A 24588-nucleotide genomic window follows, 5' to 3' on the forward strand; every position below is an offset into this window, starting at 1 on the left:
TTACCTTCGGAGAAAGCGATGAAAGAACAAACAGCATTAAAGAAAGTCGCGGAAATGGCGAGATTGGCTGATAGCTATGTCAGTGCTTGGGGAGATGAGGCAAAAGTGTCTGAGGAGACGCTACGCCGCTTGCTCGCTTCGCTTGGCTACGATACTAGCAGCGATGAAAAACTATTGGCTTCTGCTGAAAAGAAACATAAAAAAGACGTACTAGCCCCTGTTCTTGTTTTACGCGACGGCGAACCAGTCGAAGTGGAACTAAACCTAGGTACGAGTGCTCGTGAGAGTGAATTCAGCTGGCGTTTAGAAACAGAACAAGGAGAGGTACTTGAAGGCTATCTTCAGTCCCAAATTGTTCGTGATGAGCGTGCTGAGGGTGGCCCTCTAGTGTTTGCATTGCCAAAGAACTTGGCTTGGGGTTATCACAAATTGATTGTCAGCCGTAAGCGTCGTAAAACGCCTTACGAGATGTCATTGATCATCACGCCGAAAGCGTGTTTCAAACAAGACGATCTAAACCAACATAAAAAGCTATGGGGTCCTAGTATCCAGCTTTACACACTGCGTACTCAGCACAACTGGGGTATCGGTGATTTTGGTGACCTAAAACAGTTGGTGAGCGATATCGCTTCTCGTGGCGGTGACTTCATTGGTTTGAACCCGATTCACTCACTGTTCCCAGCGAACCCAGAAGGCGCGAGCCCATACAGCCCGTCTTCTCGTCGTTGGTTGAATATCATGTACATCGACGTAAGTTCTGTACCTGAATTCGCACTGAGTGCTGAAGCTCAGCAACGTGTTGGCAGTGCAGAGTTTCAACAGCGTCTACAAAAAGCACGTGACTCTCATTGGGTGAACTACACAGAAGTTTCGCAACTGAAAATGAGCGTTCTTCCGCTGCTGTTTAGTGAGTTTAAAGCTCGCCATTTAGACAAAAACACCGACCGCGCTCGTGCATTCTTGGACTTTGTAGAAAAAGGTGGCGACAGCTTGTTACACCAAGCTGCATTCGATGCGCTTCATGCGGATTTACACGCAGAAGATTCAAACATGTGGGGTTGGCCTGTATTCCCTGAGAAATACCGCACATTCGACGCAGCCGGTACTCAGAAATACATCAAAGACAACCAAGACCGCGTTCACTTGTACATGTACCTACAGTGGATCGCAGACGATCAAATCAAAGAAGCGCAGTCACTGGCAGAAGAAAAAGGCATGGCTGTGGGCTTGTACCGTGACCTTGCTGTCGGTGTTGCCGACTCAGGCAGTGAAACTTGGGCCGACGACGGTAACTTAGTGTTGGACGCCAGCATCGGTGCGCCGCCGGATGTACTTGGTCCTCTGGGTCAAAACTGGGGTCTGCCACCGCTTAACCCTCAAGTTTTAGAAGCGACTGGCTACGACGCATACATCAAGTTGTTACGTGCCAACATGAAGCACTGTGGTGCATTGCGTATCGACCACGTACTTGGTCTACTTCGTTTATGGTGGATTCCAAAAGGTGAGAAGGCGACAGAAGGTGCGTATCTGTACTACCCAGTGGAAGACATGCTCGCAATCCTAGCGCTTGAGTCGCACCGTCATCAGTGCTCTGTGATTGGTGAAGACTTAGGTACTGTGCCAGATGAAATCGTCGATATCCTACGCGATGCAGGTGTGCACTCATACAAAGTGTTCTTCTTCGAAACTTCGAAAGAAGACGGTGGGTTCATTTCTCCGAAGCACTACGCAGAGCAATCGATGGCGGCACTGTGTACGCATGACATGCCAACCCTGCGTGGTTTCTGGCACTGCGATGATTTGAAAATGGGTCGTGAGATTGGCCTTTATCCAGATGAAAAACAGTTGGAAGGATTATTTGCTGATCGCTTGAAGTGCAAGCAAGGCATCTTAGACAGCGTTCGTTGGCACGGCTATTTGCCAGAAGGCATTGGTCATGATGCTCAGTACGTACCGATGGACTCGTACCTAAGCGAAGCGCTGCAACTGCACGTAGCAGCGGGTGACTCTGCATTGCTTAGCGTTCAGCTTGAAGACTGGCTAGAAATGGATCAACCGGTCAACATTCCTGGCACGGTGGATGAGTATCCAAACTGGCGTCGTAAGCTGTCGATGAACCTAGATGAAATCTTCAGCCGTGAAGATGTGAATCGCATTTCTAAACGCCTCACTGAAGTTCGCGCACAGGCGAGTAAATAAGATGCGTAGAGTGACGTAGATGAATGAGCGGATTACCAATTTTGTTAGCTCAGAGGTACGAAAGTTCCGTCTAGGTCACTCATTCCGAAAACACAATCCGTTAGGATGAAGTACCGTTATTATGCCCGCGACAATAGCGGGCATTTTTTGTTTTTGACATCGCTTGATGCATACATGTTTTAAGCGAAGTCTTTTGTGAGTTCACAACGTTGGCTGTGGAGAAACCGATGTTTGATTCAGATTTCTGGTCTTGAAAAGGATATTGGCTCTAGGGAGAAAGATTTGAAAACCACCAAAACCAAGAAAATAAAGAAACAACACGAACGCGCATACGAACTGCTTGCTGAGGCGGCTTACTCAGACCCATTTTCGGCGTTGGGGCCATTCATTGATGATGGCGAAGGATCGCTGCGAGTGTGGATGCCGGGCGCAAACAAGGTTGAACTGCTTGTTAATGGCGAACCTCGCGTGGCGCTTGAGCGTGATGGTGACAGCGGTTTTATCTTAAAAGAACAACTCGATTTACACCTGACCCACTACCGTTTGGCGGTCGATTGGAATGGTGTTGAACAAATTATTGATGACCCGTACCAGTACCACAATATTTACCAAGAGTACGAGCATCTGCATACGCCCAAAGACATGTATCACTATATGGGCGCACACTTTGTCACGCTAGAACGTGGCGGTGAAAACATCTCAGGTGTTCGCTTCCTTGTCTACGCACCGCATGCATCGGCTGTTAGCCTTGTGGGTTGCTTCAACCAATGGGACGGTCGTCGTCACCCAATGCAACGTTTAGATTATGGCATTTGGGGCTTGTTCATTCCTGGCTTAGAAGAAGGCGTTCAGTACAAATTTGAGCTCAAAGGGCCAAATGGGGAAGGGCTGCCACACAAACAAGACCCTTGGGGTTTTTACTCTGAGCAGTACCCATCGTTCGCGTCCATTACTTACGATCACAAGCGTTACCAATGGCAAGATGCGAAATGGCAAAATCGCGCAGTGACGCAAAAGCGTGATGAAGCGTTATCATTTTATGAGCTGCATGCTGGGTCATGGAAGCGCAACGAGAAGGGCGATTTCCTCAACTACCGCGAACTCGCGGAGCAGTTGGTGCCATACCTTGTGGATATGGGCTACACCCACGTTGAGCTGATGCCTGTGTCTGAGCATCCATTCTACGGTTCATGGGGCTATCAACCCGTTGGCTTGTTTGCGCCAACCAGCCGTTTTGGCTCACCTGATGATTTCAAATTCTTCGTGGATGCGTGTCACCAAGCTGGTATCGGTGTGGTGTTGGATTGGGTTCCTGCGCATTTCCCATCGGATGACCACGGTTTAGCAAACTTTGACGGTACACCGCTGTTCCACGACCCGGACCCACGTCGCGGTTGGCACCAAGATTGGAATTCGTACATCTACGATTTAGGTCGTGAACATGTGCGTCGCTTCCTTGTATCGAATGCGCTGTACTGGTTTGAACAATTCCATATTGATGGCATTCGCGTGGACGCAGTCGCGTCGATGCTCTATCTCGATTATTCACGTAGCCACGATCAGTGGGTACCGAACGTCGACGGTGGCAACGAAAACTACGACGCAATCGCAACCTTAAAATGGATGAACGAAGAAGTGTACAAGCACTTCCCGAATGCGATGACGATTGCGGAAGAGTCAACGGCGTTTCCGGGGGTGTCTGCGCCAACCTTTATGGGTGGTTTAGGTTTTGGCTTCAAGTGGAATATGGGGTGGATGCACGACAGTCTTTCATACATCAAAGAAGATCCTGTTCACCGCAAATACCACCACAATACCATCACATTCCCGCTGGTTTATGCGCACAGCGAAAACTACGTCTTGTCTCTCTCTCACGATGAGGTGGTGTACGGCAAAGGCTCTATCCATAACAAGATGCCGGGTGATGAATGGCAGCAAACCGCAAACCTACGTGCATACTACGGTTACATGTATGGTCAACCGGGCAAAAAGCTGAACTTCATGGGTGCGGAAATTGGCCAAACGGCGGAGTGGAATCACGATGATCAGTTGCAATGGTTCTTGCTGGAATATGAGCGTCATCAAGGCGTGCAAAAGCTGATGCGAGATTTGAACCACTTGTACCGAAATGAAGCGGCGATGCACGATCAAGATTGTGTTCCTGCTGGTTTTGAGTGGCGTCTACAAGACGAAGCCGATGCGAGTATCCTAGCGCACGAGCGTATCAGTAAAGAAGGTGAGCGTATTCTCATCATCACTAACTTTACGCCCGTACCACACGAGCGTTTCCGTTTAGGCGTTCCAAATGCAGGTCAATACGAACTGCTGCTGAACACGGACGACAGCAAATACGGCGGCAGCGATTTTAAAGTGCTGACCAGTGTGAAAACGGAAAAAGTCGAAAGTGAAGCACTGCCTCAATCACTTGAGCTTCGTTTACCACCACTTTCAACCGTGTTCTACAAGCTGAATAAATAATTCAGTCTAATCAAATTCTAAGCCCGTTTTACAATGTAAATCGGGCTTTTTTTGACCTATTTTTTACCTCGAAAACTTGTTGTTCCTGATTGAATCAGGCAAGCTCGCTGGTTTGTTTATCATCAATCGCTAATGCATTGGGGAACCACTCATGTTGAAAAGGCTTAAGTCATTTCTATTTAAAATGGTGTTGATATTACTGATTGCCCCAATCGTTTTGGTTGGTGTGGTGAAATATGTCGATCCACCAATATGGGGATGGAAGTTAAGCCGCATTGTTGTGCCACCAAAGAACTATCCAGATAGCAGCCAACACGAGTGGGTATCCTTGTCGCGTATTTCAAAAAATATGCAGTTAGCGGTGATTGCGACCGAAGACCAAAAATTCCCTCATCATTATGGTGTCGATTTCGAATCGCTATTCGACGTGATTTCCGAGGCAGATGGTAATGGTCCGTCGAGAGGCGCGAGCACCATTACCCAACAAGCTGCGAAAAATGTGTTTTTGTTTCCTTCTCGCTCCTACGTTCGCAAGGCTTACGAGCTTTACTTTGCCTTGCTAATGGAGCTGATGTGGAGCAAAGAGCGCATTCTCGAAGTGTATCTAAATGTGGTTGAATTTGGTCCCGGTATTTACGGTGCTGAAGCAGCTGCGCAGAATTATTTTGGTGTCAGTGCAAAGCAACTCTCGAAGTGGCAAGCAGCGCGTTTAGCCGTGGTGTTGCCAAACCCATATCGAATCAAAGTCTATCCACAAAGTGATTACACTGCTCGCCGCACAAGATGGGCGATGAACCAAATGAGCAATCTTGGCAGCGTGCAACTTTAAGTCCCTCAATCCATTGCGCTTAAATAGAATTACGCCCCTATATCAATAAAATGTGAAGCGTCACAACCTTTGGGGCGTAGGCAATTAGAATGATGTGTTCAGTTTCTTATCTAGGCACAATTAGTGTGAATAAAACTAATAAATGTGCATGGTTACCATGTGCTGCCAATGGACTGAACGATGAAACTGAACCTGATTACCACTACTTTACTGCTTGCGTCGGCAAGTGCCATCGCCGAGCCTAACATCACCATTTCTACCACGACCAACAGCCGTGACTTCCCGCTAAGTGCAGAGCAGCCTTTGGTTGTGCCTCTAACCAAAGACGGATACACGCTTAAAATCACGGGCGTTGAAGGTGATTGCGTTGCACCCGATGGTCAGAAAGTGAAGTTCAACAAACCTCTTGCGCTGAACTGCGGAAAACCAACGGAACTGCCGTTAAAAATCCGCTTTACCGGCGATTACTCTTTTGCTTTTGATGCGGAAGCCAAAACACTGCGTTTTAAGCGTGAACCTAAGAAAGCCGCCAAAACTGAATTCAAACGCCCAATCCCACAAGTGCAATGTGAGGTTTACCAAGGCGGCGAAGTGACGATCGATCTGGGGGATAGCTTTCCTGAAGGCACCAAGTTACGAGATGCTTATTCAGGTCAAATGGTTGAAGTGAAAGAACAGAAAGTATCACTGACGCCAAGTAAAGACTCTGGCGGCCTAGTGCTGCTAGAGCCTGTACAGAAAACCAAAGAAGCGGTGCCATTTGATTACCGAAACGCGAACATTTACTTCGTGATGGTTGACCGTTTCAACAATGCTGATACGAGCAATGACCACAGTTATGGTCGCAAAAAAGACGGCAAAGACGAAATTGGCACGTTCCACGGCGGTGACCTTAAAGGCGTGATTGAGAAACTGGATTACATCAAAAGCCTAGGTACAGACGCGATTTGGTTGTCGCCAATCGTTGAGCAAGTGCACGGCTTTGTCGGTGGTGGCGATAGTGGTTCATTTCCGTTTTATGCATACCACGGCTACTGGACGCGCGATTTCACCAAGATTGATGAGAACTTCGGTAATGAACAAGATTTAAAAACGCTGGTGGAAGAGGCGCATAAGCGCGGCCTTAAAGTCTTGATGGACGCAGTAATCAACCACACTGGTTACTCAACGTTAGCCGATTTGCAATTTGACGGTATTGAGGTGTTAAAACCTAATGCCGAGCTGCCCAAGAAATGGGGCGACTGGCAACCAAAAGCGGGTGAAAATTGGCATAGCTATCACCAGAATATTGATTATCAGAGTCCGAACTGGGCGAAATGGTGGGGCGGCGATTGGGTAAGAACCGGCTTGCCAGGTTACCCAGCTCCGGGCAGTAGCGACATCACCATGTCATTGGCGGGGCTGCCTGACTTTCTCACCGAATCAGACAAAGCTGTAAAACCAGCGCAATGGCTATTGGATAACCCTGGCACTCGCGTAGAAGCTCGTGACAATTACACCGTCTCGGATTACTTGATTGAGTGGCAAACTGACTGGGTGAAACGCTTCGGCATTGATGGTTATCGCGTCGATACGGTGAAACACGTCGAAGGTGAAGTTTGGAAGCGCTTGAAAGAAGAGGCATCAAGCAGTCTTGAACAGTGGCGTAAAGAAAATGGCAAATCAGGTCAGCCGTTCTGGATGATGGGCGAAGTCTGGGGACACACCGCGTATCGCAGCCCTTATTTCGATGATGGTTTTGACGCGTTGATCAACTTCGATATGCAGAAGAAGCTAGACAAAGGCGCGGCGTGCTTTAGCCAAATGGCAGACACTTACCAAAGCTATGCGGACACTATCGCGAACGAGAAAGACTTCAACCCAGTCAGTTACATGTCTTCTCACGATACGGAGTTGTTTTTCTCACGTTTTAAAGATTACGGCATGCAACGTAACGCTGCGAATGCACTGCTTCTGAGCCCAGGAGCGGTTCAGGTTTATTATGGTGATGAAGTAGGTCGTAACATTGGTCCCTACGCGGATGATTTCCACCAAGGCACACGTTCAGACATGGTTTGGAAGCTATCTGATGATAAACAAGCTTTGCTAAAACACTGGCAAACCCTTGGTCAGTTTCGTAAAGTGCACCCAGCGATTGGTGCGGGTCAGCACGAAGTGATTGAACAGGAAGGCGCGTACGTTTTCTCTCGTTCGCTTGGCAATGACAAAGTCGTCGTGGCGTTTGTAGGACGTGATAAGTAACTAAACGCTCTTTATGTCGATAAATAAAAAGCCCTTCCTTGAGTTATCAAGGAAGGGCTTTGTTGTTTTAGTTCGCCAGTTCTTGGTCGATGACTTTTTCTAGCTCGTCAAACGGCACATAGCCAGGAATAACTTGATCATTAATGATCAACGCAGGCGTGCCGCGTAAACCAAGTTGCGTGAAATACTGATAGTTCTTATCAAGCAGCGCTTTGGTCTCTTTGTCGTCGACAAGCTGCGCTTCTGTCCCCGTTTTTTTCGCGATTTGTTTTAACGAACGTGCATCATGTGCGCCCGGTTTTTTCACCAGTAACTCATGCACTTGTTCGTACTTATCTCGCTGGTTTTGCCAAACATTTAATGCGTAACTTGCCGAGTTGTAGCCGTTTTTCTCGTATTGTTCTTTAAAAGAGACATTGAGGTTAAGCACTTTTATCTGCGGATATTCTTTGCCAACTTTGACCAGTTCTCCTTCTAAACGTTTACAAAAAGGGCAACTGTAGTCCGTTACGTTAATAATGGTTAACTCAGGGTTTTCAGCTCCAAAAGAGGAATGTTTGCCATCACTTAGATAGTGACGAACCTCCTTCAAGGTGTCTCCAAATGACTGTTGATACGCAATGTACTCTTGAAGGTTTTGGTGCAATGAATCAAGAATTTGAGGATTCTCTTTTAGTATCTGAGTAACTTCCTCTAGCTTTTGTTCTGCGGTCTTTTCTGATGCGAAAGATACGGCAGGTACGATAGCCATCATTAACGTCAAAAGTGTACGAGTGAATGTCATAATATTTCCTAAAACTTTTAGATTTCGTTGTTTGTTATGTGAAGTGAATAAAATACGTACAAAAGTTAGGCGATAAGGTCTTTCGCCTTGCTGGGTTTATTCTCTAAACACGCAAAGTTTTAGGTGAACCCGACACTTTTCCGGTATCGGTTCTGTGTATTCCAGATAACGAATTGCTGTGGATGCCATCGGCAGCGCGACAATCAAAGCAAACAGAAAAAATGGAATAAGAATATGGTCCAACTGGTGTTGGTACGCTTGAACCAGCTTCTCTGAAAGGTCGCAAGATGTTGATAAATTCACACTTTCATCTTGCTGACTCTGTATTTGGTGAGCCTTAGGGCAGCTTTTCGAGAAGCCGGAGTTTTGGCTTAAACATACCATCACCACCCAAAACACGAGGGCGAGTGTCCACTTGGCTATTTTAGGTTGTGAGCGTAACAATGGGCTGCTTAGTCCTGTTGATTCTGGTTTATGCCGTTTGCATATGACCGAACAATCCTAACCTAAATTTCATTATGGAATGTTACTTTCGAGTTAATCGATATCGCTTCAATGCCAAAGTATGAAGTACGTCATGAATGTTGTAGAAAGCAATATTCGTTGGAATCATTGGTCGGATTGATGAAGAAGTCCTGAGGTATCGATATAGATTAATATACCTAATTGTTAGCACAAATTTTTATTATGTTTCAAATGTGATTGAAATCATAAAACAAAACTTCATAACTGAGTCGCCAGAATGTTCGGCAGGCGGATTGATTTTGATCATCTCTCTAGCACATTATTCGGGTGAACATATGTGTCCTGTCCCACATGTGTAGGTAATGTTATGAAAAATCCTGTTCAAACCGAGCGCAAGGTTACGCTGGGGTGCTACGTTGCACTGGCGTTTGCGGTCGTCTTCTTCTCTGGTCTCATGCAATCGAACGAATGGTATGGCGTATTTGATTTCACCACGTTGAATGGCTCTTTCGGCAAGGTGGCTTATGGTGTTACCGAAACGGCTGACGGTGTGCAAGTTGCAACAACGTCGCTTCGTGGTACTGGTGGTAGCGGTGCACGTGACGGTTTCATTTTTGCACTTACTTTGATTCCTACCGTTATGTTCGCATTGGGTATGATCAATGTACTTGAGCACTATGGCGCACTAGAAGCAGCACGCAAACTGTTAACGCCGCTTCTTCGTCCAACTATGGGTATTCCGGGTAATTCTGGTTTGGCTCTTATCGCTTCGCTGCAAAGTACCGACGCAGGTGCGGCGATGACTCGTCAGCTTAAAGATGAAGGCCATCTTACCAAACGCGAAACCGATGTGTTCACTATGTTCCAGTTCACCGCTGGTGCCACCATTGTTAACTTTTTTTCCTCAGGGGCGGTGCTGTTTACGCTGACGATGGCGGATGGTTCGCTTGCCGTAACGTCTTCTATTGGTTTGGCGGTTGTGGTGATGTTCTTATTTAAAATTGTGGGCGCGAACTTATTCCGTATCTACCTAAACATCACAGAAGGTAAAGAAGACAAGCAAGATCAAAACAAATCTGAGAACTTCAAAGAGGAGACGGCGTAATGAGTGACGTAAAAGCAAGTAAGCCGATGGTGACGGATATTTTCGTTGAAGGCGCTAAAAAAGGCTGGGTTATTGCGACAACATCAACCGTGCCTAACGTTCTTATGGCGTTTGTCATCATTAAAGCGTTACAGATTACTGGCGCGTTGGATTTGATGGGCTCGGTATTTTCTCCAGTAATGGCGGTTTTTGGTTTGCCAGGTGAAGCAGCTGCGGTGCTGATTGGTGCTTGGATGTCGATGGGCGGCGCAGTTGGCGTGGTTATCACATTGTTTGACCAAGGCATCTTGAATGGTACGCACATCGCGATTCTTGCACCTGCAATTTACCTAATGGGCTCACAGGTTCAGTACATGGGTCGAATTATGGGACCTATCGGTACTGAAGGTCGTTATATCCCAATTATGATTGCGATTTCCGTATTGAACGCATTTGGCGCAATGCTAGTCATGAACTTATTTGTTTAGGGGGCAATCATGCAGTTTTCTCTCAATGAATATCTCGAAGAACTTCGTCCTCTCATCAATGTCGATTGTGGCACGTACACGACTGATGGCATTGAGTTCATCGCTTCTCAATTTGAAGAGAAGTACCAAGCGATGTCAGGTTGGAGCGTAAAACGCATCGACTGTGGCAGAGCGGGCATCGGTCTTGAAGTTCGAAACAAGCCTGAGGCTGAGCAAGTTGACGTGATGCTGATTGGTCACATGGATACCGTGTTCCCTGTCGGCACCGCTGGATTACGCCCTATGTCTCAAGACGCTGACAAAGCGTACGGTCCGGGTGTCTCGGACATGAAATCTGGCTTGCTGAATATTGTGTACGCGATGCGTAACCTCGACCAGGCGGTGTTGGATAAACTGTCGATTTGTATCTGCATGAACCCAGACGAAGAAACCGGATCGTTAGATTCGGTCGACTGGATTCAATCTGTTGCAAAAAATGCGAAAAACGTATTGGTGGCAGAAGCAGCACGCGCAGACGGCGGTTTAGTCAAAGCGCGCAAAGGCATGGCGCGTTACAAAATCACGTTTAACGGCGTGGCGGCCCACGCTGGCAACGAGCCAGAAAATGGCCGCAGTGCAATTACCGAGATGGCGAACTGGATTCTCGCAATCAATGCCATGACGAACTTCGAATCTGGCACCACATTAAACGTGGGTATTGTGTCTGGCGGTAACGGCGCAAACATCGTCCCTGAGCACGCTGAAGCGATCGTGGATGTGCGTTTCTGGAGTAATGAAGAATACGATGATGTCGATAGCAAGCTAAACGGCATGCTGGAAACACCATTCGTTGATGGCGTTAGCATCGAGTTGGTTCGTGAAGCTTACAAACCTTCTATGGTGCCAAGCGCGCGAACTGAAAGTCTGATGGCATTAGTTGAAGACGCAGCAAGTGAACTGGCTATCGACATCAACTGGAAAGAAGTGGGTGGCGGCTCTGATGCAAACAATACGGCAATTCTTGGCATTCCAACTTTGGATGGTCTAGGACCTATCGGTGCAGGTTTCCACAGTGACCAAGAGTACTTGTTGCTTGAGTCTATCGAACCACGTATCAAAATGCTGATGCGTGTACTGGAGAAGATAGCTCAGTAGCGCACTCAACAACTTAGTTCCCAACATCACGATCCCCAGACTTCGGTTTGGGGATTTTTCTATCTGTGTTTTTGTTTCACTTTACTATCATTTCTTGTTATTAATCTTGCGTTCAGGTTCGATTTATTAATATGTTGGCCACAGTCATAAATTTCGGAGGCAACGATGAGTACAACAATGTCTGTAAAATCGGCGCCGAAAGACGCCAAAGATCAAACGATGCAAGCGCCAGATGAGAAAACCTTCTGGCGCAAAATGAAAGGGTCGGTTAAGAAAGCGGGTGAAGAAATTGCCGTTATGGGCATCAAATCATGGCTCGCGATGACAGATTCCAACACCGCCGTTCGCCATAAGGCGATTTTAGGTGGCGCGTTGGCTTACTTTGTATTACCAACTGATATGGTGCCTGACGTACTTGCAGGCGTCGGCTTTACCGATGATATGGCAGCGCTTACCTTAGCCGCTAACTCAGTCGGCAATGCCATTACTGAAGAACACGAAGAACAAGCCAGAGAAAAGCTGAATTCGATGTCAGATTAAGTTGAAAGTTTATTGTACAGCACTAATAGCCATTTGTGCTGCTCGATAAAGTTTTCCAAATACCATAAGAAAAACATTTCTAATAAACTTTGCAGACATATCTTCAATTGCTGTTACTGGTTTTCCAATAAACACCAGCATATGGCCTAACAGCCCTTTGACTTGTGATTCTCTTACTTTAGATGCTTTAGCTACTTTTTCTATATTTCTAGCGAGTATGTCATAAAATGTCATTCCAGTAGATACTGTGGCTTGGGCTGCTATTGCTGAAAACAAGCCAGTATCTTTTAATAATGTTATTAGTGCTGCTTGAATTCTTTCTGACCAATACTCTGTAAATGATGCTTGGTTTCTGTGCTCAAACTTAAATCTAGTAGGAGTATACAAGTACTTGTTAGATCTGACTTTTATTGCTCCCCACGTTTCGGAGTTAGCATTATCTAAATACCCTAAACTTGTTTCGCTAGACATACTATGAGCATTTAAATTAAAGCCAGTACTAGCGTCTAAGCGGTACTCATCGCCATTATGTGGCGCATGAATAAATGGCCAGACAGGTACTTTAGGTACAGGATCTGCGCCGTGAGTACAGCGGTATACTTTGTCATTGCTTTTACTAGATTTACGGGAATATTGTTCTAAACCAACTCTAGGTGCGCCAAAAGTATATAAATTCACTCTTAATGAATACTCTTCTCTCAGCCAATCAGAACATAATGAAGCTAGAGCCCCTCCTAAACTATGCCCAACACAATGAATACGGTTAGGTAAACTTTGGAATTGCTGTAAATATTGTTTTATACTTGGTTTGATACTTGAAAATGAATTAATAAATCCAGCATGAGCAATAGAGCCATTTGGAGAGCCTTTAAGGCCTACATTTAGGTTGGTTACCCAATCATTGGCGTTTTGCGTCCCTCTAATGGAAATTACTAAATCTCCCTTATATTTTCCTTTCCCAACACCAATTACCGCAAACGCTTCAGATGTTCTCATTACACCAGGTATCACTTTTCTAAACAATGGTATACGATCTAATCCTGTGATACCTCCAGTTCGGCCACTAATAACATCTTGCTGCGAAAATGCAAAGTGTTTTTCAAAACCTCCTTGTCCCTTGAACGCTAGTCTCCCTTGCCCCTGATATACTCCATACGGTATGTTCGCGATCTCTGATGCAAGTTTTGGTGTTAAAGACGGCATTATGTATCCTCCGTAAACTCTGTTTTATATAAAAATCCATTTAAATTGCAATTGCTAATAACCATTAGATCTCGAGCATTATCTAGATTGATATTTTTGAAAAAATATCGGAATTCTTTATTTTTAAGCTCACAGTAAAGGTTATTTAAGTTATCTTTTATAAATATAGGCGGTGAAACGTAGCTTAACTGGGACTCCCAAATGTACTTCTTTTCTTCATTTATATAGGTATATATTCCGATATATGAATATGTTTGATTCAAAGCTGATTCTTTGAACCTTTGAGAATGTATGACTGGTTTAAAGTGAAATTCACCTAAATCATTAGTACTTGAACTCCTTTTGTAAGTATTCTTTAAAAAATTAGCTTCTAAGTAAACGGTTACATTTTCTAGAGGTCTTTGCTCAAGAACTAAAGTACCTTTTATCTCTGGGCTTAATGTGTATTTAAATTTCTTAAAAAAACCGAACATACTTTCGTTGAAACCTAATGCAAGTATTGGAAATGAGAAACTGAATAAAAAAATACTATTTTTAAACATGAATTTATGATGTATGTATCTTAGTACCAACTTAATTATCAGACTACTACCTATCGCGATTTGGTTTTGATCTTTAATTTAATAATGGAATTTGTATCTCTATATGATGAAAATGTCCCTTATGTCATTTTCAAAATGATAAACATAGACTAGTAAAACTCTAATTCTTCAGAAGAATTATTATCATAACCTAGCTACTTACCGATTCGTAACTAAGAAAAGTCTAGAAGCAATTATATCTGTATATTAGCACCTTTAGCGGGGGCGCCTCGTACTAAAATGCGTTGACATTTTTTACACTAAGCCAACTTCGTTAGCTGTTGGCTTTTTGTATAGAGGCCTCCAGTTAGGCTGGATTTCCCGTAAAGCTTACAGATATAAGTCAGTTATATAACCCCTTTCTATTTGATAAAAACGTCTTGTGGTCTGGCAATTGCAGAGTTAATTAAGAATTGAAAGGGGTCCCAATGGATACAAAAAGAGCTTAGCGCACACGCGATGGAATTATAAATATCATGTAGTTTTTGCACCAAAGTATGAAGGCAGGTGTTCTATGGTGAGAAGCAAAGGACAGTAGGCGAGATACTTTTTTATGAGATTCGTCCCATGTTCAGAGTCGAGAATATCAATTAACTCGTTAAAAGAGAGGTTCTTCACCCGTTCATCTTCCAATTCTCTTTCAAGTCGTTGGATTTTTTTAGCCGGAGACTATTTCGGTTTCGTTTTTTATGCATGGTGTTCTTCCTTGGGTTATGTATCCAATCCATTTTTCCATATTTTCTTAGTCAGGTTAAAACCGTTGAACGCCCTTGAATAACATAGGTTGCTTAGGCTTGTTTGTAATTCATGTAGCCTTTTTCAATAGCATCGACGACCTGTAATTTAAAGCATAGTGTGCTATCACGCGGGGTTCGCTTAACGTAGGGGTTATGTGCAGTAGTCATAATTTGTCCTCAATGTGTAAATACATTTCAGGACAACACATGGAAGCAAAAAAACCACCTTAGAATAAGGTGGTTTTTTCTTAGACAGGATAATTTAATCGAAAAACGATTTAGGCGTCAGCGCGTTTAAGGTGCACTTCTTCTTCGGCTACGCCTGCCATTGGATCGTTGAAGCGAGCTTCATCCAATGCACCTTCTGATTTTGCGACAATGACGGTAACTGCACTGTCACCAGTAATGTTTACCGCAGTACGAATCATATCAAGTAGACGGTCAACACCCATGATGAGCGCGATACCTTCAAGCGGCAGACCAACTTGGTTCAATACCATGGCTAGCATTACAAGGCCAACACCAGGGACACCCGCAGTACCGATAGATGCCAATGTAGCTGTCATGATTACCATTAGGTAATCGCCCATAGTTAAATCAATATTGAAGGCTTGAGCAATAAAGGCGGTTGCTACACCTTGCATGATCGCCGTACCGTCCATGTTCACGGTTGCACCAAGTGGTACTGTGAACGATGATACGCGGTTCTCAACCCCCATACGGTGCTTAGCCGTTTCCATTGTCACTGGAATCGTCGCGTTTGATGATGCGGTCGAGAAAGCAAACATGATCGCGTCTTCCATCTTACGTAGGAACGTAATTGGATTTAGACCAGTGAAACCTTTTAACATTAAGCTGTAAGTGACTAGGCCGTGCAGGACAAGCGTCCCCGCCAGTACTAAGAAGTACTCTGCCAGATTGACGATTGCGCCCAGACCAAGACCAGTAAATAGCTTCGCCATTAAGAAGAACACACCATAAGGCGCCAAGTTCATCAAAATCGCAACCAGTTTCATGATCACTTCATTCAGATCAGAGAAGAACGCTGCAATACGTTCACCAGGTTTGCCTGCTGCGCTGATCGCGATACCAAATAGCACTGCGAACACAATAACTTGCAGGGTTTTACCTTCAGCCATCGCACTGATAGGGTTGGTTGGGAACATATCGATGATCACCTGACCCAAAGATGGTGCTTCTGCTGATTTGAATGAACTTGCTGCGGTTAGGTCAGCGCCAGCACCTGGCTGGAACAGAGTACCCATAGTTAGAGCAAGCGTAATCGCGATAGCCGTTGTCGTAACGTAGAAAGCGAGGGTTTTACCACCCATGCGACCCAGTGTAGAAAGGTCTTTGAGGGAGCTAGTACCACAAACTAGTGAAACAAACACTAGAGGGACTACGAGCATTTTTAAGCTGGCGACGAAGATCTGTCCACCAACTTCAAATAATCCATTAACAATGTATGCGTCGACAAATCCGTTGCCGGCAAAAAGTGTGCGAATTGCAAATCCTGTCAAGATACCCGCTACCATACCCAAAATTACGCGGCTGGTTAGCGACATCGGTTTCTTGGTATTCATGAGAACACTCCTTATAGTTATGCACCTTGAGTTCACTTCAAAGCGGCGAGCAGAGTAGCAGTGGAGTGAGAAAATACGAAAGAATAATCCTCTAAATGGTTAATAGATGTGAACTTTATCACTAATAAAAATAGAGTTTTAACCAAATCTTAACTATTTGACTGGTCGAAAAGTTTGTATTTTAACACTTTTATCGAACATACAACCGATAAGAAGGAGTGTTTACATTTATTTTTGGTAGTAAATGGAGTGCATATTACCTTTAAGGAGTGTTGCTCTTGCATAACTATCTAGATTTTATTCAGGCTAGAAGCCGTCTCTTTTTGACTGTTTTTGTATTGGGCTGAACACAAGGGGCTAACGAGCCGTCTATGCTCCTGCTTATGTTACCTATCCGCTGAATCAATGATGGTTGGTCAATGTAGATAATTGGAGGTGATCCCAACTCCAATAATTCTGATTGGTATTGCTAATACCCCCAACCCAATAGCATTGCTTCGCTAGCATGAAGCCTTCCAAACAATGCTGACCAGCCTCAGTGATATGGACGCTCTGTTCCCACCAGTCACTTTCACGTGACTCAATCGTGATTAAAGGCGTTTGACATTGTGCTAGAGGGAGGAGTAAGGCGTAAAACATCACATCGCCCAAGTAAGGTAGAGGTTCACGTTGTTGATATTGCTCAAACCAATCTTTGATGAGAATTGAACGATTTTGAGAACTTAGGACCTCTAATGCAATCTGCTGAGTCAAGCTTAATCCTGTTTGTGAATGAGGTAACTCTTGCATATGGCGTATTAGCACGTTGAGCATATTGGGTAAGCAATCTAGATCATGCTGCTCGATCAAATTAACCATAGAGATGGGTGTCGGTGATGTGACAGCGTGCCAGGAATGTTTAGCCTGACTGAATAATTTGGCTGTCACGGGTTTACGGTATCGCCAACAAGAACGAATAGCTTCTTCAGGCAACTGCCCAAAGCCGATGAATCGCTCAGTGCCCAGAAACTGGTTCAACTCAATGATCTCTATCACCTTGTTTTCTACATTCTCTAACAACGTTAGGGCACGAAGCAGCATTAATTGGTCATAGCTGTCATGTTCGACCCAAAAGACGATTCGTTCAAATGTATCACTGAGCAGCGTATCAATATTAGCTTGCTCAAATTTGACAATATCTTGCACTGAATCCTCACGCTTCATCACGGGTAGCAGAGTCTCTACGACATATTGGGCACGAATGGCAAGGAAGTTTTGTGGTGTTGCTGGGATTGGACCCATACAAAGCGGATCTATCAGGGCTAAAAATGTCCCCTCGAATCCGCTGTCTTTAAGCCGTTGCTGAATATCATGCCCACAGCGGACATGGAGCGTTTTTAGTTCGCTATCAAGAGGAGGGAAGTGTTTTTTGATGGCGTCTTTGTGAGCTTCTAACTCTTCGACATGCGCTTTTAATTTACTCCAACTTGGTAAACCTAATTCTCTGGCTAGCGAATGTTGAACGTCAGCTAATTGAATTGTATTGGGAGCTAATGATTCTGGTTTGGAGTGAAATCGCTTAACTCGATCCAACATCTCATCATCGTGTTGACGTATAGCTTTGAGCCTTTTTTTAGCAACGGATTTTTGTTGGTTAATGTTGATTAAGAAGCTATTTGTAGAGTTCATTTTTCACCTTTCTTATCTCTTCCACACTCGCCTAAATAGAAGCTAAAAAGAAGGTAAAAACAGATTGTTCCTGCTATACAGAGCAGGGTGGAAGAGTTGCCGTGAACCAAGTTCTTTCCGCGAGTGTTGGGGGCTTTAGGCGTGAGCAGACTGATAGTAGGGTTTCACAATCCATCATGCAACTATTCATGAGAGAACCGCATCACAAAATATCAGCCCCATTAAAGAAGTGCTGAATAGTTTGACAGCCAATGCCTATGTAGATGTTAACGACCATCCGTTTTCTAGTAGATATGCATTACAGGATCCAGTAATAAAAAAGCCCTGCTAGGTCTAGCAGGGCTTTGTAATACATGTAGATATTAATTACTCGCTCTTGTAAGCGTAGTTATAGTAACCGTAACCATATCCGTATGAGTTTGACGCTTTCTTCTCTACGGCGTTTAGAATTACGCCTTTTACTTCCACGCCGGATTGTTCAAAGCGGCCTTGTGCGACTTCAATTTCCTTCAAAGTCGTTTGATCAAAACGAGCTACCATCAGTGTTGTTCCTGCGATTGCACCAACAATGCTTGGGTCGGTAACCGCGAGTACAGGCGGCGTATCGATGATCACAAGATCGTACTGCGCCGACATTTCGTCAACAAAGCTCTTAAAGCGAGGATGCATCAAAAGCTCTGACGGGTTTGGTGGTACTTGGCCACGAGTAACCACATCTAGATTGTCGATGGATGTTGATTTAATAATATTGCTATGGGATGTCTTGCCGCTCAAATAATCAGAAAGGCCGTTATCCCAACGTAAACCAAAACATTGCTGCAAATAACCTTTACGCATATCCGCATCGATAAGCAGTACTTTCTGACCTGTTTTCGCAGCGACGGCTGCAAAGTTTGTCGATACGAACGTTTTACCGATAGATGGTGCTGGACCTGAAATCATAAGAACATTGTTCTTCGCTTCCATCATCGCAAAGTGCAGGCTAGTACGAAGACTACGCAGGGCCTCGATGGAAAGATCGGCCGGGTTAGCTTCAGCAAGAAGGACTAGCTCATCGTTGCTGCCTTTGTTTCGTTTAAGCTTGTTTGCAAATTCCAGTTGTTGAATAGATTTTGGAACGCTAGCGTAAACAGGCATACCAATCTGCTCAATTTGATCTGGTGTTTCTACACCACGGTGGAATGGCGCACGAATTAATACGAAAGCCACGCCTGCCATGCCGCCAAGCAGTGTTGCTAGCACAACGATAAGCGCTTTTTTCGGCTTGATTGGCTTCGAGAACGATTGAGCGTTATCTAGGATTCGAACGTTGCCAACGGTTCCTGCTTTAATGATGTTGAGCTCTTGAACCTTGTTCAATAGCTGGATGTAGATTTGTTGGTTTACTTCTACATCGCGCGTCATGCGTAGAACTTCACGCTGTGTTTTCGGTAACTTTTGAACTTGTTTATTAAGACGCTCTTTCTCTTTGAGTAGCGTCTCACGTTTATCAAGCAGAGACTTATAAGCCGGGTGATCTTGTGTAAAGCGCTGGCTGATTTCACTCTCTTTGAATGTAAGCTCATTTAACTGCGCTTCTAATTCAACCATCACTTTAAGCGTTGATTGAGCTTCAAGGCCTAAGTCGATAGATTCATTTTCTTGACGGAATCGATTTAAAACGTCTTCAGAAGCGGTCAGTTTTGTTTTGATGTCTGGAAGGTGACCTTTCAAGAACTCGAGACTTTGCTCTGCCTCTGCTGAGTTTCTTTGAACGTTTTGCAAGAAGTAGTTCTGGCTAATGTCGTTCAAGATAGCTTGAATCTTAGCGCGATCTTCACCAGAGAAGCTTAAAGAAATAATCCCGGTTTGCTTACCACGTTCGCTTATCGATAAGTTTTCTTGAAGTTTATTAATTGCATCTAATTTGCTGACTTTACTCACGGTAAACGATGCGCCGTCTTGCGCTATCATTTCTGTAGCTAAGAATTGATAGCCGTTCTTTTCAATGAGCTCGCCAACCTTACCTTCTAAAATGACGTTATTGTCATCTTCTATAAGTCTGAACGTCTGTTTTTCAGAATCAATAACTTCGAGAGTTAGAGGAATTCCAACTGCGTAAGAAGGGGTATTAAATCGTGAAACGCTCAGACTGATTTGTTCGCCTTGCAGTCGAGCTAAGCCCTTACCGACGATAGGCATGTAATTCGGAGAGACGACCGTGGTTAAGTTGAACTTATCAACGGTACCACCCAAAATCATACGAGATTTAATGATCTCAATTTCTGTTGTCGCTGATGACTCTGCTGAAAACAGCTCTCCCATATCACCAACCATCGCTGAAATACCACCGGAGCTCTTACTTTCAATTTGGATAAGAGCGTCAGCTTTGTAGATAGGTGTTGATAGAATGGCAACGCCGACGCCTATAATTGAAAATAGGACTACGGTACATAGAATGAGCCATTTGGCATCAAGAATGATCCCAAATAACTTTCCCAAATCGATCTCATCGTCGGCTTGACGTGATTGCTTAATAGTTTGTGTTGTCATTACTTTAACTTCTTAAATACCTTGCCATTGGCGTTTATATATTTAGCCTTGCGGCTTATAGTTTTTGAGACCACGCTTTTGCTGCTTTTTCTATAAGCGTATAAGCATGTTCGAAGGCTTCTCTACTTTGTCTGTATGGATCAGGAATGTTTTTTTCACTTATCCATTGTCCAAACAGCATCGTTTTGCCTCGTGCCTCAGGAGCGACTTTGGTTAAGGCTTCTAAATGACCTTTTTCCATAACCAATATCAGATCGTATTGAGCGCAAAGCTCAGGTGTTAATTGTCGTGCTTCGTGTCCATCTAAGCTTACGCCATGTTCGTTCGCGATGGTGGTTGCCATATCATCAGCAGCTTTTCCTGTTAAATGACTTTTATCCACCGCGATTCCCGCTGACGCGACATGTTTGTTTGGTAGTAAAGACTGCAAAAGCCGCTCTCCTGTTGGAGAGCGGCAAATATTACCTACACAGACGACAAGAATATTAGAAAACAAATGCTTACCCTATTTTAAATTGTATGCCTATGATCCCAACTGGAGTGCTTGCTTCTTTATATTGCACAATTGAGCTACGTAACGATTGAATGCATGCCGCAAGAGATAACTTTCTTGCGGCACGTCGTTTTTACGGCCAAGTGCGTACTCGTAGTACACCTTCGGTTAATTCGTTAAAGCCGGAAATGGTTGGAACAAGTTGAGCAATAACGCGGTTCCAACGGCTAACAGGCGCGGCTGTTACATAAACTATGTCGTATGGGTTGAGATCAAACTCTGTTCCAATCACCAAAGCAGAAGCATCAGAAACATCTAACTGATAGATGTCCGCCATTTTAGCTTCTTCTTTTGAACGTCTGATGACGAAAACGCCAGTGGCATCGGCGGAGATTTCATTAATACCACCAACGCTACTTAGAGCCTCAGTAAGGCTCATACCGCTGCGATCAATTTTGAGTAGCTTCGGATCGTTAACTTCGCCCATAACAAATACTTTTTGTGCATCGTTACGGGGAATATGAACAATATCACCTGGCTTTAGAAGACGGTTTTGAGTTAAGTCGCCTTGTTGCATCAGAGCGTATAAAGAGACATTTTCAACCACACCGTTTCGCGTCAGTGTTGCATTACGCCAATCGGCTTCGGCTGCCAGTCCGCCTGCTCTATTTACGGCATCAAGAAGTGTAAGAGGAATGTTTGTGATTGGTTGTTGCCCTGGCTTGTTCACTTCGCCAGTCACATAAGTCTTTTTAGAACGAAAAGCTGCAACGCTTACATCGACTTGCGGGCTCTCAATGTATTTTGCAAGACGGTTGGCAATGTCTGCACGAATTTGGCGAACGTTTTTACCTTCAACGTGTACAACGCCAATGTAAGGGTAGAAGATCGTGCCATCTGAGTGCACCCAGTTACCTGCTTCGGCTGAGCTACGATATGAGCCAGCTGGGATCGTGAGCTCTGGGTGGTCCCAAATAGTAATATTTAAGATATCGCCAGGTCCTACTTCGTATTCATACTTGGCGATTTCAATATCTAACTCTGGATTTGGCTTTGAAAAAGGATCTATTGAATTTAAAGAGGTCACTCGCTCCAAAGTTAAAGGATAAACCGTAACCTGCGATTCTATATCACTCGATTCAGTGCTCATTACTGTTTTGTCACTGACCGAAAGGTGGCTACCAGGCAGAGTACACCCTGTAAGAAGGATAGGAAGTACTGATATCCCCAAAAATTTATTAAATGTGTTCATTGGTTTATAACTACCGAAAGAAAGTTTGCCGACTGAAATTGGTTCATTCTAATTGAACTGCATTTCATCAATGTTGACGATTTACTGCAGTTTTAAGCCTTTAGAAAGCGAGTCCATTCAGAATTATTTGTGTAATAAACACTCCAAATGGCTGCTAGCGACTTAGAGCTCTTAGTTTCATTAATGAAGGTGTAAAAATCTGACCCACAAAAAATAGTCAACTATTATCCATCTGGTTGCAATAAAGGCAACAAGATACTTAAAAAAATACTGACGAATACATGACAAAATTGTGTCTATTTAACGTTATTGAGATGAATGCATGATTTTGCACAAGTAAACAGGCGGGAATGTGAAAAAACTCATGCCAAAGTTGTATGTATACTATTTACACCATATGCAACTGCCGTTATGCTTCCTGTTGCGGTCGGATATAACAACAAATATTGGAGCTAATTTTGAAAATCAAACTTTTAACGGCAAGTGTGGCAGCAGTCCTACTAGCAGGTTGTGGTAGTGACAGCGACCCTGAGGTAAAAAGATACTCGGTTCAGGCTTATGACCCAGCTGTTATCGGCATGAAGGTTCAAGCTGTATGTGGTGGTGAAACATACGACGCGATTGAAAAGACAACAAACTATGAAGGTATGGTTGGTGAAGCGCGTTTTGAAAATATCAATGTCGTAAATGCGCCAGGTGACTGTGCTTTCGTATTGACGCATACTGATGAGAGTAAAGACGCATCAAATGGCAAACCTATTACATCTGACTACAAAATCCCTCGAGGCTTAGCGCAGGCGGATTCATTAGTAACAGGCTCTCCATTTACGACTTTGGTTTCTAACTCTTTGAAAGAAGGTGAGGTTTACTCTTCTGATATCGCCGAAAAAGTATTCGAGAACTTAGGTATTGATATCAATGCAAGTGGTAAAACGGTTGATGAAATCCTTCGTGATACAGAGTCAGTAGTTGAAGATCTTCAAAGCGAAGGCGGTAATAGTGCACTTGCTACGAAGTTAGTTGCTACAGCGAACGTTGTATCGGATATCATTAAAGCAAACCCAACAGCTGCACCTGAAGCTGTAGCAGTTGCTGCAAAATCGATTACCGAAGAAGTGATTGCGAAAAATCCACATTACCCTAAAGCTAGTGCGGGTTCTGATGACGTGATTTACGTAGAGATTTCTGAAGAAGATACAAAGAACGTTGTTGAGCAGGTTGAAAAAGATATCGCTGAAGGTAAACCTGTAGATCAAATTAAACCAACTGTTCCTACCATTCCTGAAGCGAAACCTGGTAAGCCAATTAAACCAGAACCACAACCTGGAGATGGTACTGGCGCGACAGGCGGTAACTAAGCGAGTTTTTGCTGATAAATTCTAAAGGCCTCTTCAGAGGCCTTTTTTGATCCTATCGTACTGTGTTCATCACCTTTTAGTGAGCCCTTTACTGTTTAAGTAAGGCAGGATGTGCGGACGTGATTCGCCAGCCAGTTTACTGGTGACTTCTTGTGACCAAGTGCTTTGTTTTTGATTGCTCGAACGGTTTGCATAGTAGTTTTGCATGGTTTGGTCATAAGCCTGAATATCATCCAAATTTAGGTCTTGATATTGATTCTCATGCACCACGACATGAGCAGGTAGACGTGGCTTAACTTCAGGGGCTTGATCTGGATGACCAAGACACATACCAAATAAAATGGCGGTATTTTTAGGTAAGCCTAGTAACTCGTCGACTTTTTGAGCATTGTTTCGTAAGCCACCAATGTACACGCCTCCTAGTCCCATAGACTCTGCTGCAAGTAAGCAGTTTTGTGCCATGATGCCAGAATCAACAGCACCGATAAGTGTTAACTCGGTGAAATCAGCTTGAACATCAGGATTGATACTGGCGTGGCGCTGGTAATCAATGCAAAACACCAAAAACTCAGCAGCGCTTTCAACGTACCCTTGATTTCCGGCATATTGAGCTAATAGCGTGCGTTTTTCTTTGTCGGTCACGCGGATAATTGAGACGACTTGCAACATACTTGATGAAGACGCCGCAAGGCCAGCTTGTAGAATCGTTTCTAATTGTTCGCTCTCAATAGGTTGTGAGGTGAACTTTCGAATTGAGCGGTGATTGAGAATTGTTTGTATCGTACTGTTCATGGTGACTTAACATCCCCTGTTACATGTAAAGGCTGAAGCCTCACCTTAGCGATATTTAATGAGTCGGTAAACTATCTCAAAAGAAAAACAATGCTTAGCGCATAAGTGTGAAGATGAATAGAGAATACATCACTCGTTCTGCTTGAG

The 24588-nt window shown here is 44.2% G+C and carries 19 protein-coding genes; 9 read left to right on the top strand and 10 right to left on the bottom strand.

Annotation, left to right across the window (positions count from 1 at the left end; all coding sequences use genetic code 11):
- Positions 1 to 18 precede the first annotated feature (18 nt).
- The 4 genes from malQ (at position 19) to B7360_RS00730 (ending at position 7747) form a co-directional block, all read left to right on the top strand.
- The gene (malQ, locus tag B7360_RS00715; protein ID WP_005396760.1) at positions 19 to 2199 is read left to right on the top strand and encodes a 4-alpha-glucanotransferase; all 2181 of its coding nucleotides are present in this window, start codon (positions 19 to 21) and stop codon (positions 2197 to 2199) included.
- Positions 2200 to 2481: 282 nt separating this feature from the next.
- Positions 2482 to 4677 (top strand): 1,4-alpha-glucan branching protein GlgB, encoded by a 2196-nt coding sequence (glgB, locus tag B7360_RS00720; RefSeq protein WP_254048109.1) that lies wholly within the window; start codon positions 2482 to 2484, stop codon positions 4675 to 4677.
- Between the two features lie 151 nt (positions 4678 to 4828).
- The gene (gene mtgA / locus B7360_RS00725; RefSeq protein WP_085342505.1) at positions 4829 to 5506 is read left to right on the top strand and encodes a monofunctional biosynthetic peptidoglycan transglycosylase; all 678 of its coding nucleotides are present in this window, start codon (positions 4829 to 4831) and stop codon (positions 5504 to 5506) included.
- 180 nt (positions 5507 to 5686) lie between these two features.
- Entirely contained in the window at positions 5687 to 7747 is a 2061-nt protein-coding gene (locus tag B7360_RS00730) for an alpha-amylase (protein ID WP_085342506.1), read from the top strand.
- Positions 7748 to 7814: 67 nt separating this feature from the next.
- Here B7360_RS00730 and B7360_RS00735 read toward each other — a convergent pair whose 3' ends face one another.
- Both B7360_RS00735 and B7360_RS00740 read right to left on the bottom strand, forming a co-directional pair.
- Positions 7815 to 8531 carry a DsbA family protein gene (locus tag B7360_RS00735; RefSeq protein ID WP_006740805.1) on the bottom strand — a complete coding sequence of 239 codons (717 nt, stop codon included), beginning with the start codon at positions 8529 to 8531 and terminating at the stop codon, positions 7815 to 7817.
- A 96-nt stretch (positions 8532 to 8627) separates the two neighbouring features.
- A complete protein-coding gene (locus tag B7360_RS00740; RefSeq protein ID WP_085342606.1) occupies positions 8628 to 8915 on the bottom strand; it encodes a hypothetical protein in 288 nt (95 codons plus the stop codon).
- A 448-nt stretch (positions 8916 to 9363) separates the two neighbouring features.
- Here B7360_RS00740 and B7360_RS00745 point away from each other — a divergent pair, with 448 nt between their 5' ends.
- From B7360_RS00745 to B7360_RS00760, 4 genes are all read left to right on the top strand, one after another.
- On the top strand, positions 9364 to 10101 hold the full coding sequence (locus B7360_RS00745) for a nucleoside recognition domain-containing protein (protein ID WP_085342507.1): 738 nt from the start codon (positions 9364 to 9366) through the stop codon (positions 10099 to 10101).
- On the top strand, positions 10101 to 10568 hold the full coding sequence (locus tag B7360_RS00750) for a YjiG family protein (protein ID WP_085342508.1): 468 nt from the start codon (positions 10101 to 10103) through the stop codon (positions 10566 to 10568). The genes B7360_RS00745 and B7360_RS00750 overlap by 1 nt, the downstream gene beginning before the upstream one ends.
- A gap of 9 nt (positions 10569 to 10577) precedes the next feature.
- Positions 10578 to 11702 (top strand): M20 family metallopeptidase, encoded by a 1125-nt coding sequence (locus B7360_RS00755; RefSeq protein ID WP_085342509.1) that lies wholly within the window; start codon positions 10578 to 10580, stop codon positions 11700 to 11702.
- A 165-nt stretch (positions 11703 to 11867) separates the two neighbouring features.
- Positions 11868 to 12242, top strand: coding sequence for a YkvA family protein (locus tag B7360_RS00760; protein WP_085342510.1), 375 nt, complete (start codon positions 11868 to 11870; stop codon positions 12240 to 12242).
- A gap of 9 nt (positions 12243 to 12251) precedes the next feature.
- Here B7360_RS00760 and B7360_RS00765 read toward each other — a convergent pair whose 3' ends face one another.
- From B7360_RS00765 to B7360_RS00795, 7 genes are all read right to left on the bottom strand, one after another.
- Positions 12252 to 13445 carry a lipase family protein gene (locus B7360_RS00765; protein ID WP_085342511.1) on the bottom strand — a complete coding sequence of 398 codons (1194 nt, stop codon included), beginning with the start codon at positions 13443 to 13445 and terminating at the stop codon, positions 12252 to 12254.
- Positions 13445 to 13987 (bottom strand): DUF6795 domain-containing protein, encoded by a 543-nt coding sequence (locus B7360_RS00770; RefSeq protein WP_085342512.1) that lies wholly within the window; start codon positions 13985 to 13987, stop codon positions 13445 to 13447. Before B7360_RS00770 ends, B7360_RS00765 begins: the two co-directional genes overlap by 1 nt.
- 1054 nt (positions 13988 to 15041) lie before the next feature.
- The gene (locus tag B7360_RS00775) at positions 15042 to 16346 is read right to left on the bottom strand and encodes a dicarboxylate/amino acid:cation symporter (RefSeq protein WP_005397791.1); all 1305 of its coding nucleotides are present in this window, start codon (positions 16344 to 16346) and stop codon (positions 15042 to 15044) included.
- 402 nt (positions 16347 to 16748) lie between these two features.
- Positions 16749 to 18014 (bottom strand): DUF1835 domain-containing protein, encoded by a 1266-nt coding sequence (locus tag B7360_RS00780; protein WP_085342513.1) that lies wholly within the window; start codon positions 18012 to 18014, stop codon positions 16749 to 16751.
- A gap of 366 nt (positions 18015 to 18380) precedes the next feature.
- Positions 18381 to 20546 (bottom strand): polysaccharide biosynthesis tyrosine autokinase, encoded by a 2166-nt coding sequence (locus B7360_RS00785; protein WP_085342514.1) that lies wholly within the window; start codon positions 20544 to 20546, stop codon positions 18381 to 18383.
- Positions 20547 to 20601: 55 nt separating this feature from the next.
- Entirely contained in the window at positions 20602 to 21042 is a 441-nt protein-coding gene (locus B7360_RS00790; protein WP_031780663.1) for a phosphotyrosine protein phosphatase, read from the bottom strand.
- 130 nt (positions 21043 to 21172) lie between these two features.
- The gene (locus B7360_RS00795; protein ID WP_006740798.1) at positions 21173 to 22291 is read right to left on the bottom strand and encodes a polysaccharide export protein; all 1119 of its coding nucleotides are present in this window, start codon (positions 22289 to 22291) and stop codon (positions 21173 to 21175) included.
- 458 nt (positions 22292 to 22749) lie between these two features.
- On the opposite strand from B7360_RS00795, the gene B7360_RS00800 reads away from it, so the two are divergent.
- On the top strand, positions 22750 to 23649 hold the full coding sequence (locus B7360_RS00800) for a hypothetical protein (RefSeq protein ID WP_085342515.1): 900 nt from the start codon (positions 22750 to 22752) through the stop codon (positions 23647 to 23649).
- 69 nt (positions 23650 to 23718) lie between these two features.
- Here B7360_RS00800 and nfsA read toward each other — a convergent pair whose 3' ends face one another.
- Complete coding sequence (gene nfsA, locus B7360_RS00805) at positions 23719 to 24441, bottom strand: oxygen-insensitive NADPH nitroreductase (RefSeq protein WP_006740796.1); 723 nt, start codon at positions 24439 to 24441, stop codon at positions 23719 to 23721.
- Between the last annotated feature and the right edge of the window lie 147 nt (positions 24442 to 24588).

This window comes from Vibrio sp. ArtGut-C1, assembly GCF_002105475.1.
Taxonomy (GTDB): domain Bacteria; phylum Pseudomonadota; class Gammaproteobacteria; order Enterobacterales; family Vibrionaceae; genus Vibrio; species Vibrio diabolicus.

Bases quoted from the DNA above. Each gene is read 5' to 3' on its own strand.
- malQ (WP_005396760.1), top strand. From the start codon at position 19: ATGAAAGAACAAACAGCATTAAAGAAAGTCGCGGAAATGGCGAGATTG.
- mtgA (WP_085342505.1), top strand. From the start codon at position 4,829: ATGTTGAAAAGGCTTAAGTCATTTCTATTTAAAATGGTGTTGATATTA.
- B7360_RS00730 (WP_085342506.1), top strand. From the start codon at position 5,687: ATGAAACTGAACCTGATTACCACTACTTTACTGCTTGCGTCGGCAAGT.
- B7360_RS00735 (WP_006740805.1), bottom strand. From the start codon at position 8,531: ATGACATTCACTCGTACACTTTTGACGTTAATGATGGCTATCGTACCT.
- B7360_RS00740 (WP_085342606.1), bottom strand. From the start codon at position 8,915: ATGGTATGTTTAAGCCAAAACTCCGGCTTCTCGAAAAGCTGCCCTAAG.
- B7360_RS00745 (WP_085342507.1), top strand. From the start codon at position 9,364: ATGAAAAATCCTGTTCAAACCGAGCGCAAGGTTACGCTGGGGTGCTAC.
- B7360_RS00750 (WP_085342508.1), top strand. From the start codon at position 10,101: ATGAGTGACGTAAAAGCAAGTAAGCCGATGGTGACGGATATTTTCGTT.
- B7360_RS00755 (WP_085342509.1), top strand. From the start codon at position 10,578: ATGCAGTTTTCTCTCAATGAATATCTCGAAGAACTTCGTCCTCTCATC.
- B7360_RS00760 (WP_085342510.1), top strand. From the start codon at position 11,868: ATGAGTACAACAATGTCTGTAAAATCGGCGCCGAAAGACGCCAAAGAT.
- B7360_RS00765 (WP_085342511.1), bottom strand. From the start codon at position 13,445: ATGCCGTCTTTAACACCAAAACTTGCATCAGAGATCGCGAACATACCG.
- B7360_RS00770 (WP_085342512.1), bottom strand. From the start codon at position 13,987: ATGTTTAAAAATAGTATTTTTTTATTCAGTTTCTCATTTCCAATACTT.
- B7360_RS00775 (WP_005397791.1), bottom strand. From the start codon at position 16,346: ATGAATACCAAGAAACCGATGTCGCTAACCAGCCGCGTAATTTTGGGT.
- B7360_RS00780 (WP_085342513.1), bottom strand. From the start codon at position 18,014: ATGAACTCTACAAATAGCTTCTTAATCAACATTAACCAACAAAAATCC.
- B7360_RS00785 (WP_085342514.1), bottom strand. From the start codon at position 20,546: ATGACAACACAAACTATTAAGCAATCACGTCAAGCCGACGATGAGATC.
- B7360_RS00795 (WP_006740798.1), bottom strand. From the start codon at position 22,291: ATGAACACATTTAATAAATTTTTGGGGATATCAGTACTTCCTATCCTT.
- nfsA (WP_006740796.1), bottom strand. From the start codon at position 24,441: ATGAACAGTACGATACAAACAATTCTCAATCACCGCTCAATTCGAAAG.